We start from the raw sequence: 14,109 nt of genomic DNA on the forward strand, positions 1-14,109 counted from the left end.
CCTTGACGGAGTGGGTGGTCCGAAGGCATAGTATCGGACCCCATTGGACAGGCTTGCCCTGATCGGGTAGCCTATTGCTTTGCGCTGCCTTTAACCCCACCCTGGCTCGGGTCAAAACTTGACTAGGGCGGTTCGGCGTGCGCTCCCAGCACCGAAGTGATTTCTGCGAGCCCGTGGAAGGACGCCCCTTGGTCGCCTCGCGCAACCCCCAGTCCGACAGTATTACCGACGTTTCCGGCTCCCGCCGCATCTCCTTCGCAAAGATCTCCGAGCCTCTCGAGGTTCCGGATCTGCTTGCGCTGCAGGTGGACAGTTTCGACTGGCTGGTCGGGAACGAAACCTGGCAGGCCCGGGTGGCCGCCGCCGAGGCGGAGGGTCGAACCGACCTCTCCTCCCCGTCCGGCCTGGAGGAGATCTTCGAAGAGATCTCCCCGATCGAGGACTTCAGCGGCACCATGTCGCTGTCGTTCCGCGATCACCGGTTCGAGCCCCCGAAGAACACGGTCGACGAGTGCAAGGAACGTGACGTCACCTATTCGGCGCCGCTGTTCGTCACCGCCGAGTTCATGAACAACGAGACCGGCGAGATCAAGAGCCAGACCGTCTTCATGGGTGACTTCCCGTTGATGACGCGCAAGGGCACGTTCGTGATCAACGGCACCGAGCGTGTCGTCGTGTCCCAGCTGGTCCGCTCGCCCGGTGTGTACTTCGAGCGCACGCCGGACAAGACGTCGGACAAGGACATCTTCACCGCCAAGATCATCCCGTCGCGCGGTGCGTGGCTGGAGTTCGAGGTCGACAAGCGCGACATGGTGGGCGTGCGGCTGGACCGCAAGCGCAAGCAGAACGTCACCGTGCTGCTCAAGGCGCTCGGCTGGACCGACGCGCAGATTCTCGAGGAGTTCGGCGAGTACGAGTCGATCCGGCTCACCCTGGAGAAGGACCACACCTCCGGGCAGGACGACGCGCTGCTCGACATCTACCGCAAGCTGCGCCCCGGCGAACCGCCGACGCGCGAGGCTGCCCAGGCGCTGCTGGACAACTACTACTTCAACGGCAAGCGCTACGACCTGGCCAAGGTTGGTCGCTACAAGATCAACAAGAAGCTGGGCCGCGACGAGGCCCACGACACGGCCGTCCTGACGATCAACGACATCGTCGCGACGATCAAGTACCTGGTCGCGCTGCACGAGGGCAAGACCGAGCTGGCCGCGCCGCAGGGCGAGATCGTCGTCGAAGAGGACGACATCGACCACTTCGGCAACCGCCGGCTGCGCACCGTCGGTGAGCTGATCCAGAACCAGCTGCGCACCGGCCTGGCCCGGATGGAGCGCGTGGTCCGGGAGCGGATGACGACCCAGGACGTCGAGGCGATCACGCCGCAGACCCTGATCAACATCCGTCCGGTGGTGGCGGCGCTGAAGGAGTTCTTCGGCACCTCCCAGCTGTCGCAGTTCATGGACCAGACCAACCCGATCGCAGGACTCACCCACAAGCGCCGTCTGTCGGCCCTTGGCCCGGGTGGTCTGAGCCGCGAGCGGGCCGGCTTCGAGGTTCGCGACGTGCACCCGTCCCACTACGGCCGGATGTGCCCGATCGAGACCCCGGAAGGCCCGAACATCGGTCTGATCGGCTCGCTCGCGACGTACGGCCGGGTGAACCCGTTCGGCTTCGTCGAGACGCCGTACCGCAAGGTCGTCGACGGCCGGGTCACCGACCAGGTCGACTACCTGACCGCGGACGAGGAGGACCGGTTCGTCATCGCGCAGGCCAACGCGGCGCTGACCCCGGACAACGTGTTCGCCGAGGACCGGGTGCTGGTCCGCCGGCGCCACGGTGAGGTCGAGCTCGTGCTGGTCGACGACGTGGACTACATGGACGTCTCCCCGCGCCAGATGGTGTCGGTCGCGACGGCGATGATCCCGTTCCTCGAGCACGACGACGCCAACCGCGCCCTGATGGGCTCCAACATGCAGCGCCAGGCCGTTCCGCTGATCACCGCGGACGCACCCCTGGTCGGTACCGGCATGGAGTTCCGCGGTGCGGTCGACGCCGGTGACGTGCTGGTGTCGGAGAAGGGCGGTGTGATCAAGGAGGTCTCGGCCGACCTGATCGAGGTCGCCGCCGACGACGGCACCTACCAGACGTACCGGCTGGCCAAGTTCCGTCGCTCGAACCAGGGCACCTGCATCAACCAGCGCCCGCTGGTCGACGCCGGTCAGCGGGTCGAGGTCGGTACGCCGCTGGCGGACGGTCCGTGCACCGACGAGGGCGAGATGGCTCTCGGCCGGAACCTGCTCGTGGCGTTCATGCCGTGGGAAGGGCACAACTACGAGGACGCGATCATCCTCAGCCAGCGCGTCGTGCAGCAGGACCTGCTCACCTCGATCCACATCGAGGAGCACGAGGTCGACGCCCGCGACACCAAGCTCGGTCCGGAGGAGATCACCCGGGACATCCCGAACGTCTCCGACGAGATGCTGGCCGACCTGGACGAGCGCGGCATCATCCGGATCGGCGCGGAGGTCACCACCGGTGACATCCTGGTCGGCAAGGTCACGCCCAAGGGTGAGACCGAGCTGACCCCGGAGGAGCGGCTGCTCCGGGCGATCTTCGGTGAGAAGGCCCGTGAGGTCCGCGACACCTCGCTGAAGGTGCCGCACGGTGAGAACGGAACCGTCATCGGGGTCCGCGTCTTCGACCGCGACAACGGCGACGAGCTGCCGCCGGGCGTGAACCAGCTGGTCCGCGTGTACGTCGCGCAGAAGCGCAAGATCTCCGTCGGTGACAAGCTCGCCGGACGCCACGGCAACAAGGGCGTCATCTCGAAGATCCTGCCGGTCGAGGACATGCCGTTCATGGAGGACGGCACCCAGGTCGACATCATCTTGAACCCGCTGGGCGTGCCCGGCCGGATGAACGTCGGTCAGGTGCTCGAGACCCACCTCGGCTGGGTGGCCAGCCGCGGCTGGAAGGTCGACCCGGACAGCACCGAAGAGTGGGCCCAGCGACTGATCAAGATCGGTGCCGGCGAAGCCGCCCCGTTCACGAACGTCGCCACCCCCGTCTTCGACGGCGCGCGCGAGGAAGAGGTCACCGGCCTGCTCGGCTCGACCCTGCCGAACCGCGACGGCGACCGGATGGTCGACAGCACCGGCAAGGCCAACCTGTTCGACGGCCGCTCGGGTGAGCCTTTCCCGCAGCCGGTCGGCGTCGGCTACATGTACATGCTGAAGCTGCACCACCTGGTGGACGACAAGATCCACGCCCGCTCGACCGGTCCGTACTCGATGATCACGCAGCAGCCGCTGGGTGGTAAGGCGCAGTTCGGTGGTCAGCGGTTCGGCGAGATGGAGGTGTGGGCCCTGGAGGCCTACGGTGCCGCCTTCGCGCTGCAGGAGTTGCTGACGATCAAGTCGGACGATGTGGTCGGTCGCGTCAAGGTCTACGAAGCGATCGTCAAGGGCGAGAACATCCCGGAGCCGGGTATCCCGGAGTCCTTCAAGGTTCTGGTCAAGGAAATGCAGTCCCTGTGTCTGAATGTCGAGGTGCTCTCGTCCGACGGAAGCCGGGTCGAGATGCGCGACAGCGAAGAGGACGTCTTCCGCGCTGCGGAAGAACTGGGAATCGACCTGTCCCGGCGTGAGCCGAACAGCGTCGAGGAGGTCTGAGCGGGTTGCCGCTTGAGATCAACAACCAACTCACTCAGACCATCTTTACTAGTGGGAGATAACACATCGTGCTCGACGTGAACTTCTTCGACGAGCTTCGGATCGGCCTGGCGACTGCGGATGAGATCCGCCAGTGGTCGCACGGCGAGGTCAAGAAGCCCGAGACGATCAACTACCGGACGCTCAAGCCCGAGCGTGACGGTCTGTTCTGCGAGAAGATCTTCGGTCCCACCCGGGACTGGGAGTGCTACTGCGGTAAGTACAAGCGCGTTCGCTTCAAGGGCATCATCTGCGAGCGGTGTGGCGTCGAGGTCACCCGTTCCAAGGTGCGCCGCGAGCGGATGGGCCACATCGAGCTGGCCGCGCCGGTCACCCACATCTGGTACTTCAAGGGTGTCCCGTCGCGACTCGGCTACCTGCTCGACCTCGCCCCGAAGGACCTCGAGAAGGTCATCTACTTCGCGGCGTACATGATCACCGACGTCGACGAGGAGGCTCGCCACCGCGACCTCTCGTCGTTGGAGGGCCGGACCGATGTCGAGCGCAAGCAGCTCGAGGGCCGGCGCGACAACGACATCGAGACCCGGATGAAGAAGCTCGAGGAGGACCTCGCCCAGCTCGAGGCCGAGGGCGCGAAGGCCGACGTTCGCCGCAAGGTGAAGGAAGGCGCCGAGCGTGAGGTCAAGCAGCTGCGCGACCGTGCGCAGCGCGAGATCGACCGCCTCGACGAGGTCTGGAGCCGGTTCAAGAACCTCAAGGTCCAGGACCTGGAGGGCGACGAGATCCTGTACCGCGCCATGAAGGAGCGGTTCGGCAAGTACTTCGAGGGTGCGATGGGCGCCGCCGCGATCCAGCGGCGCCTGGAGACCTTCGACCTCAAGGCCGAGGCGGACAGCCTGCGCGAGACGATCAAGACCGGTAAGGGCCAGCGCAAGACCCGCGCCCTGAAGCGGCTCAAGGTCGTCACCGCGTTCCTGGCCACCAACAACAGCCCGATGGGCATGGTGCTCGACTGCGTTCCGGTGATCCCGCCGGACCTGCGGCCGATGGTCCAGCTCGACGGTGGCCGGTTCGCCACCTCCGACCTGAACGACCTGTACCGCCGGGTGATCAACCGGAACAACCGGCTCAAGCGGCTGCTCGACCTGGGCGCGCCCGAGATCATCGTCAACAACGAGAAGCGGATGCTGCAGGAGGCCGTCGACGCACTGTTCGACAACGGCCGCCGTGGGCGTCCGGTCACCGGCCCGGGCAACCGGCCGCTGAAGTCGCTGTCCGACATGCTCAAGGGCAAGCAGGGTCGCTTCCGTCAGAACCTGCTGGGCAAGCGCGTCGACTACTCCGGCCGTTCGGTCATCGTGGTCGGCCCGCAGCTCAAGCTGCACCAGTGCGGTCTGCCGAAGGCGATGGCGCTGGAGCTGTTCAAGCCGTTCGTGATGAAGCGGCTGGTCGACCTCAACCACGCGCAGAACATCAAGTCCGCCAAGCGGATGGTCGAGCGTCAGCGCGCCCAGGTCTGGGACGTGCTGGAAGAGGTCATCACCGAGCACCCGGTCCTGCTCAACCGTGCACCAACCCTGCACCGGCTGGGCATCCAGGCGTTCGAGCCGCAGCTGATCGAGGGCAAGGCGATCCAGATCCACCCGCTCGTCTGCTCCGCGTTCAACGCGGACTTCGACGGTGACCAGATGGCGGTGCACCTGCCGCTGTCGGCCGAGGCGCAGGCCGAGGCCCGGATCCTGATGCTGTCGACGAACAACATCCTGAAGCCTGCTGACGGCCGTCCGGTCACGATGCCGACCCAGGACATGATCATCGGCATCTACTTCCTGACGATGCTGAAGGAAGGTGCTCTCGGTGAGGGCCGCGCCTTCAGCTCGCTGGCCGAGGCGCTGATGGCCTTCGACCGCAAGGAACTGTCCCTGCAGGCGAAGATCACGCTGCGGTTGACCGAAGCCGGCGCGCCGGCCGGGTCGACCGAGCGGCCGGACGGTGGGTTCTCGCTGGAGACCACGCTGGGTCGCGCCCTGTTCAACGAGGCGCTGCCGAGCGACTACACCTTCGTGGACGCCGAGGTCGGCAAGAAGCAGCTGGGCTCGATCGTCAACGACCTGGCCGAGCGCTACTCCAAGGTCCAGGTGGCGAACTGCCTGGACGCGCTGAAGGACCTCGGTTTCCGCTGGGCCACCCGTTCGGGTGTCACGGTGTCGATCGACGACTTCAGCACGCCGCCGAGCAAGCCCGAGATCATGGCTCGCTACGAGTCGCAGGCCGAGAAGGTCCAGAAGCAGTTCGAGCGTGGTCTGATCACCGCGTCCGAGCGGCGGCAGGAACTGATCGAGATCTGGACCGGGGCGAACGCCGAGGTCGGTAAGGCCATGGAGGAGAACTTCGAGAAGGCCAACCCGATCTGGATGATGGTCCACTCGGGTGCCCGAGGCAACATGATGCAGATCCGGCAGATCGCCGGTATGCGTGGTCTGGTGGCCAACCCGAAGGGCGAGATCATCGCCCGTCCGATCAAGGCCAACTTCCGTGAGGGCCTGTCGGTGGTCGAGTACTTCATCGCCACCCACGGTGCTCGTAAGGGTCTTGCCGACACCGCGCTGCGGACCGCCGACTCCGGGTACCTGACCCGTCGTCTGGTGGACGTCTCGCAGGACGTCATCATCCGCGAGGAGGACTGCGGCACCGAGCGTGGTCTGCCCAAGCAGATCGGCCAGCAGGGTCCGGACGGCAAGGTCGTGCACGCCGAGAACGTGGAGACCAGCGCGTACGCGCGGACTCTGGCGACCGACGTGTCCGACGCCAAGGGCAACGTGGTGCTGACCGCGGGCAGCGACCTGGGCGACGTGTCCATCGCCGCCCTGGTCGAGGCCGGGATCGAGACCGTCAAGGTCCGCTCCGTGCTGACCTGCGACGCCAAGACCGGTACCTGCGCCAAGTGCTACGGCCGGTCGCTGGCGACCGGCAAGCCGGTCGACATCGGTGAGGCCGTCGGCATCATCGCGGCGCAGTCCATCGGTGAGCCGGGTACGCAGCTGACCATGCGTACCTTCCACACCGGTGGTGTCGCGGGTGATGACATCACCCACGGTCTGCCGCGTGTTGTCGAGCTCTTCGAGGCTCGCCAGCCCAAGGGCAAGGCGCCGATCGCCGAGGCCGCGGGCCGGATCTCGATCGAGGACACCGACAAGACCCGGAAGCTGGTGCTCACCCCGGACGACGGTTCCGAGGAGGTCGCCTACCCGGTGTCCAAGCGTGGCCGCCTGCTGATCGAAGAGGGTCAGCACGTCGAGGTCGGTCAGCAGCTGACGCAGGGTACGCCGGACCCGCAGGAGGTACTGCGGATCCTCGGTGTGCGCAAGGCGCAGGAGCACCTGGTGGACGAGGTCCAGGAGGTGTACCGGTCGCAGGGTGTGGCCATCCACGACAAGCACATCGAGATCATCGTCCGGCAGATGCTGCGCCGGGTCACGGTGATCGAGTCCGGCGAGGCGAACCTGCTGCCGGGCGAGCTGGCGGACCGCCTGATGTTCGAGGCGGAGAACCGTCGGGTGGTGGCCGAGGGCGGTACACCGGCCTCTGGTCGCCCGGTGCTGATGGGTATCACCAAGGCGTCGCTCGCGACCGAGTCGTGGCTGTCGGCCGCCTCCTTCCAGGAGACGACCCGGGTCCTGACCGAGGCCGCGATCCACGGCAAGTCCGACTCGCTGGTCGGTCTGAAGGAGAACGTCATCATCGGAAAGCTGATCCCGGCGGGTACCGGCATGGACCGTTACCGCAACATCCGGGTGGAGCCCACCGAGGAGGCGAAGGCCGCGATGTACTCGATGGTCGGCTACGAGTCGTACGACTACGACTTCGGCCCGTCCACCGGTCAGTCGGTCCCGCTGGACGACTTCGACCTCGGTTCCTACCAGAACTGAGTCAGTCAGTACGCAGTACGCCCGAGGGCGGCACTCCCACCAGGGGGTGCCGCCCTCGCGGCGTTGCGGCCACCCCCGCCGACGTACCGAAGTACGGTGAAGTTGCCTAGAGCAATTAATGGTTCGGTGGTGGATCGCTCGGTCCAGCAGGGGTTCTGAAGCCGGCGGCCGTGGTGACATGCCGAGGGTGGTCGGGCGGCTGCAGAGTGTCGCGAGGGGTCGGCGTGGAAGTGTCGGCGGGATGCGCGAAGATGACGCACATGCCGGATCTCCCGCCGTACCTGCGACCGTTCGTGCTGGACGTCGAGGAGGTGGCCGGACAACGCAGCGACCGCGTCGGCGAGCTGGACTTCTACCGTCCCGCGAGTACGGCGCGGACGGGCGCGATCCTGTTGGTTCACGGGGGTCCGGGGCCCGCCGATCTCACCGTGTCGCCACGTGACTGGCCGGTGTATCAGGGCTATGCCACGGCGATCGCTCAGCGCGGCCTGGTGGCCGCCGTGGTCGACCACAGCCTCATTCGTGGCCTCGACCAGCTGACCGCCGCTGCCGACGACGTGGAGGCCGCTGTCGGCCTGCTGCGGGCCGATCCGCAGGTGGACCCGGAGCGCGTGCTGCTCTGGTTCTTCTCCGGCGCCGGCCTGCTGGCGGGGGAGTGGCTGGACAGCCGCCCCGGCTGGCTGCGTGGCATCGCCCTGACCTATCCCCGCCTCGCCACCCCGCCCGGTGTCGACGAACTGGTTTCCGCCGCCGAGGTCATCGGCAAAAACAAGAACCTGCCGGTGCTGCTGACGAGGGTCGGCCGCGAGCGCGACGAGCTCGCTGGTCCGGTGGCGGAGTTCGTCTCCGCCGGTGGCGCCGCGCTGGACATCATCGACGTACCGAAAGGGCAACACGGCTTCGACATGCTCGACCACACCGACGAATCCCGCGCCGCGGTGACCAAGGCCCTCGACTGGGCCATCGCCCACCTGGGTGAAGACCCCACCAACCAACCCCCTATCCCGGCCCCCACCAGCACTCGAACTCCGCTTCCGGCCGCCGGAGCCACCGTCACGACAGAGAAGCCGAAAGCTGTCGTGGTGGATAAGCCGGTAGCTGTCGCGCCACCAAGTGCGCCTGCTGTCTCCGCAGAGACGCCGGCGTCGCGCGTGGTGGGGCGCGAGCATTCGGCGTACGAGGCGCATGATCTGGAAGCGTTTCTGGCGATGTATTCGCCGACCGCACAGCTCCAGACGGCCGACGGTTCCGTACTGCGGGGTCGCCGGTCACTGCGGGAGTACTACCGGCCCCGGTTCGAGGCCGGCCAGTGCAAGACCGAGCTGATCCACCGGATGACCCAGGGGGAGTGGGTGGTGGACCAGGCGATCGTCCACGATCCCGACCAGGGCCCGGTGCCGATGATCAGCTTCTACCGTGTCCAGGAAGGCCTCATCACCGAGGTCCGCATCCTCGGCTGAGGCGTCGCGACTGTTGCCCCGGCTGGGAGACCGGCCGGGGCAACAGCCCGTTCAGGCGGGAAATGCGCCGCGCGAGCCGCCGATGCCAGGGTTACGGCGAACACCCTGTAAACTGGTCTAGCGGCTGCGCCTCAACGCCGTACGGTCTTCTGTTTTGACCGTGCATGAGGCAGCCGCTAGTCTTAACGATCGTGCCCGGGTCATCCTGGGCCGTCATGCGTGCCCCTCGTACTTTTCGGGTCAGCGCGTGGCACGGGACTTCTGCCGACAGTCAGAAAGTTTATGACTCCGGCGTGTCCGTGCCCTCGCGACACACCCGACCGCGGGGGTCAGGTGCGCAGCAACCGACCGGACGACAGAAAGAGACCTACGCGGTGCCCACCATCCAGCAGTTGGTCCGCAAGGGCCGCCAGGACAAGGTGTCCAAGAACAAGACGCCGGCCCTGAAGGGTTCCCCTCAGCGTCGTGGTGTGTGCACGCGCGTGTACACGACCACCCCGAAGAAGCCGAACTCGGCCCTTCGGAAGGTCGCTCGCGTCCGCCTCACCAGCGGCATCGAGGTCACCGCCTACATCCCGGGCGTCGGCCACAACCTGCAGGAGCACTCGATCGTGCTCGTGCGTGGCGGCCGGGTGAAGGACCTTCCGGGTGTCCGGTACAAGATCATCCGCGGTTCGCTCGACACCCAGGGTGTGAAGAACCGGAAGCAGGCTCGCAGCCGGTACGGCGCGAAGAAGGAGAAGAGCTAATGCCGCGCAAGGGTCCCGCCCCGAAGCGGCCGGTCATCATCGACCCGGTCTACAGTTCGCCGCTGGTCACCCAGTTGATCTCCAAGATCCTGGTGGACGGCAAGAAGCAGATCGCGCAGAGCATCGTCTACACCGCCCTCGAGGGCACCCGGACGAAGACCGGCACCGACCCGGTCATCACGCTCAAGCGCGCCCTGGACAACGTGAAGCCCAGCATCGAGGTGAAGAGCCGCCGCGTCGGTGGTGCCACCTACCAGGTGCCGATCGAGGTCAAGCCCGGTCGCTCGACCACGCTCGCCCTGCGCTGGCTCACGTCCTACTCCCGGGCCCGCCGCGAGAAGACCATGTCCGAGCGCCTGATGAACGAGATCCTGGACGCGTCCAACGGTCTCGGTGCGTCGGTGAAGCGTCGCGAGGACACGCACAAGATGGCCGAAGCCAACAAGGCTTTCGCCCACTACCGCTGGTGATCGCGGGGTCCGGTCCCGGACCCCACCCGATCACCGTTTTGAAGCTAGACAGAAGCGAGAGGTAGACCACCGAGGTGGCCGTACAAATCACCACCGACCTGAGCATGGTGCGCAACATCGGCATCATGGCCCACATCGACGCCGGTAAGACGACGACGACCGAGCGGATCCTCTTCTACACCGGTATCACCTACAAGATCGGTGAGGTCCACGACGGCGCCGCCACGATGGACTGGATGGAGCAGGAGCAGGAGCGCGGCATCACGATCACGTCCGCCGCGACGACCTGCACCTGGAAAGACCACACCATCAACATCATCGACACCCCGGGCCACGTCGACTTCACCGTCGAGGTGGAGCGCTCGCTGCGCGTCCTCGACGGCGCGGTCGCCGTGTTCGACGGTGTCGCGGGCGTCGAGCCGCAGTCCGAGACCGTGTGGCGTCAGGCGGACCGGTACGGCGTACCGCGGATCTGCTTCGTCAACAAGCTGGACCGTACCGGCGCCGAGTTCATGCGCTGCGTCGACATGATCGTCGACCGGCTGGCCGCGGTGCCGCTGGTGCTGCAGCTGCCGATCGGTTCCGAGGCCGACTTCATCGGTGTCGTCGACCTGATCGGGATGCGCGCGCTGACCTGGCGCGGCGAGACCACGATGGGTGAGGACTACACCGTCGAGGAGATCCCGGCCAGCCACACCGAGATCGCCGCCGAGTGGCGCGACAAGCTGATCGAGACGCTGGCCGAGGCCGACGACGAGATCATGGAGCAGTACCTGGAAGGCGAGGAGCCGACCCAGGAGCAGATCATGGCCGGCATCCGGCGCGCGACCATCGCGAGCAAGCTGACCCCGGTGCTGACCGGTACCGCGTTCAAGAACAAGGGCGTCCAGCCCCTGCTCGACGCGATCAACGCCTTCCTGCCGAGCCCGCTCGACGTGCCCGACATCGAGGGCCACGACGTGAAGGACGCCTCGGTCGTCGTCACCCGCAAGCCGGACGACAGCGAGCCGTTCTCGGCGCTGGCGTACAAGATCGCGGCCGACCCGCACCTGGGCAAGCTGACCTTCATCCGGGTGTACTCGGGCAAGCTCGAGACCGGCACCCAGGTCCTGAACCCCACCAAGGGGCGCAAGGAGCGGATCGGCAAGATCTACCGGATGCACGCGAACAAGCGTGAGGAGATCGCGTCGGTCGGCGCCGGCCACATCGTCGCCGTGATGGGTCTGAAGGACACCACCACCGGTGAGACGCTGTGCGACCCGGCCAAGCCGGTCGTGCTGGAGTCGATGACCTTCCCGGCCCCGGTGATCTCGGTCGCCATCGAGCCGAAGTCGAAGGGCGACCAGGAGAAGCTGGGCGTCGCGATCCAGCGGCTCGCCGAGGAGGACCCGACCTTCCAGGTCCGGACCGACGAGGACACGGGCCAGACGATCATCGCCGGTATGGGCGAGCTGCACCTGGAGATCCTGGTCGACCGGATGAAGCGCGAGTTCCGCGTCGAGGCCAACGTCGGCAAGCCCCAGGTCGCCTACCGCGAGACCATCAAGAAGAAGGTCGAGAAGGTCGACTACACGCACAAGAAGCAGACCGGTGGTTCGGGTCAGTTCGCGCGCGTGATCATCAACGTCGAGCCGACGTCGGCCGAGGTCGGTGGCGAGGGCGGCTACGAGTTCGTCAACGCCGTCACCGGTGGTCGCATCCCGCGGGAGTACATCCCGTCGGTGGACGAGGGTGCGCAGGAAGCCATGGAGTTCGGCGTCCTGGCCGGTTACCCGATGGTGGACGTCAAGGTCACCCTGACCGACGGCGCCTACCACGATGTCGACTCCTCCGAGCTCGCCTTCAAGATCGCCGGTTCGATGGCCTTCAAGGACGCCGCCCGCCGGGCGAGTCCGGTCATCCTCGAGCCGATGTTCTCGGTCGAGGTCACCACCCCTGAGGACTACATGGGTGAAGTGATCGGCGACCTCAACTCACGCCGCGGCCAGATCCAGTCGATGGACGAAGGCCCCGGTGGCAGCCGGGTCATCAAGGCCCTGGTGCCGTTGTCCGAGATGTTCGGGTATGTCGGTGACCTACGGTCGAAGACCCAGGGCCGCGCGTCGTACTCGATGCAGTTCGATTCCTACGCCGAGGTTCCGAAGAACGTGGCGGAAGAGATCATCAAGAAGGCCCGCGGCGAGTAGTCTCGCCCCGGACCAACCAACCCACAGCGCGTCGGCGTACGGCGTAAGTCAACACTTTCCAGGAGGGCCCCAGTGGCTAAGGCGAAGTTCGAGCGGACTAAGCCGCACGTCAACATCGGCACCATCGGTCACATCGACCACGGTAAGACGACTCTTACCGCGGCGATCACCAAGGTGCTGCACGACAAGTACCCGACGCTGAACGAGGCGTCGGCCTTCGATCAGATCGACAAGGCGCCGGAAGAGCGCCAGCGCGGTATCACGATCTCGATCGCGCACGTCGAGTACCAGACCGAGGCCCGGCACTACGCCCACGTCGACTGCCCGGGTCACGCGGACTACATCAAGAACATGATCACCGGTGCGGCCCAGATGGACGGCGCGATCCTGGTCGTCGCCGCCACCGACGGCCCGATGCCGCAGACGCGCGAGCACGTGCTGCTCGCCCGTCAGGTCGGCGTGCCGGCGATGGTCGTCGCCCTGAACAAGTGCGACATGGTCGACGACGAGGAGATCCTGGAGCTCGTCGAGCTCGAGGTTCGCGAGCTGCTGAGCGACCAGGAGTTCGACGGGGACAACGTCCCGGTCGTGAAGGTCGCGGCGCACCCGGCACTGCAGGGTGACGCCAAGTGGGGCGAGTCGATCATGGAGCTGATGGACGCCGTCGACTCCTACATCCCGCAGCCGGAGCGCGAGATCGACAAGCCGTTCCTGATGCCGGTCGAGGACGTCTTCACCATCACCGGTCGCGGTACCGTCATCACGGGCCGGATCGAGCGGGGCGTCATCAAGGTCAACGAGACCGTCGACATCGTCGGTATCCGGCCGGAGAAGCAGACCTCGACCGTCACCGGTATCGAGATGTTCCGCAAGCTGCTCGACGAGGGCCAGGCCGGTGAGAACGTCGGTCTGCTGCTTCGTGGCACCAAGCGCGAGGACGTCGAGCGCGGCATGGTCGTCATCAAGCCGGGCACCACGACCCCGCACACCAACTTCGACGCTTCGGTCTACATCCTGTCGAAGGAGGAGGGCGGCCGTCACACGCCGTTCTTCCAGAACTACCGGCCCCAGTTCTACTTCCGCACCACGGACGTCACCGGCGTCGTCACGCTGCCCGAGGGCACCGAGATGGTCATGCCGGGCGACAACACCGACATGTCGGTCGAGCTGATCCAGCCGATCGCCATGGAAGAGGGCCTGAAGTTCGCGATCCGTGAAGGTGGCCGCACCGTCGGCGCCGGCCGGGTCACCAAGATCCTCAAGTGATTTCATGAGGTCCGCAAGGGCTCGCTCACTGAGCCCTTGCGGACCTCTGCTTTGCGCCTGATCCAGGGCAAGTCGGGGTCGGTGACCCCGGAACGGTCCCGGATCGAGGCGTGAAGCCACCACGATTGGCATTCCGATGCCGATCTCTGGCACAATATTCAGGTTGCTCAGGCTAGGTTGCCGGGGCGCGCCGCAGACGGTTGTCTGGCGGCTGCGCCGGACCGGAGACCATGCCGAGGTTCTCGGTCCGAGACCGAACCCCGATCACCATCCCAGGGTCGAAAGTGTGTGGTGACGCGCGTGCCGCGTCCACGACACACCCGACCGCGGGGGTCGGAGCAGCAAAGACGAAGACGAAGAGAAGGACGTAGCGAAGCG

General features: G+C 66.3%; 7 protein-coding genes. All 7 read left to right on the top strand.

The annotated features are described in order from the left end of the window. Positions 1 to 188 precede the first annotated feature (188 nt). The 7 genes from rpoB to tuf all read left to right on the top strand — a co-directional run bounded on the left by rpoB (position 189) and on the right by tuf (position 13,731). Entirely contained in the window at positions 189 to 3,671 is a 3,483-nt protein-coding gene (rpoB, locus tag EV138_RS22035; RefSeq protein WP_112243237.1) for a DNA-directed RNA polymerase subunit beta, read from the top strand. A 68-nt stretch (positions 3,672 to 3,739) separates the two neighbouring features. After that, a complete protein-coding gene (locus EV138_RS22040) occupies positions 3,740 to 7,600 on the top strand; it encodes a DNA-directed RNA polymerase subunit beta' (RefSeq protein ID WP_112243235.1) in 3,861 nt (1,286 codons plus the stop codon). Positions 7,601 to 7,851: 251 nt separating this feature from the next. Next, complete coding sequence (locus EV138_RS22045) at positions 7,852 to 9,060, top strand: nuclear transport factor 2 family protein (RefSeq protein ID WP_238158283.1); 1,209 nt, start codon at positions 7,852 to 7,854, stop codon at positions 9,058 to 9,060. Between the two features lie 374 nt (positions 9,061 to 9,434). After that, a complete protein-coding gene (gene rpsL, locus EV138_RS22050) occupies positions 9,435 to 9,809 on the top strand; it encodes a 30S ribosomal protein S12 (protein WP_012923692.1) in 375 nt (124 codons plus the stop codon). Beyond that, the gene (rpsG, locus tag EV138_RS22055) at positions 9,809 to 10,279 is read left to right on the top strand and encodes a 30S ribosomal protein S7 (RefSeq protein ID WP_112243231.1); all 471 of its coding nucleotides are present in this window, start codon (positions 9,809 to 9,811) and stop codon (positions 10,277 to 10,279) included. The genes rpsL and rpsG overlap by 1 nt, the downstream gene beginning before the upstream one ends. A 74-nt stretch (positions 10,280 to 10,353) precedes the next feature. Continuing rightward, the gene (gene fusA, locus EV138_RS22060; protein WP_133980717.1) at positions 10,354 to 12,465 is read left to right on the top strand and encodes an elongation factor G; all 2,112 of its coding nucleotides are present in this window, start codon (positions 10,354 to 10,356) and stop codon (positions 12,463 to 12,465) included. A gap of 72 nt (positions 12,466 to 12,537) precedes the next feature. Next, positions 12,538 to 13,731 (top strand): elongation factor Tu, encoded by a 1,194-nt coding sequence (tuf, locus tag EV138_RS22065; RefSeq protein WP_133980718.1) that lies wholly within the window; start codon positions 12,538 to 12,540, stop codon positions 13,729 to 13,731. The last annotated feature ends 378 nt before the right edge of the window (positions 13,732 to 14,109 follow it).

Origin of the sequence: Kribbella voronezhensis (genome assembly GCF_004365175.1) — a bacterium.
GTDB lineage: Bacteria > Actinomycetota > Actinomycetes > Propionibacteriales > Kribbellaceae > Kribbella > Kribbella voronezhensis.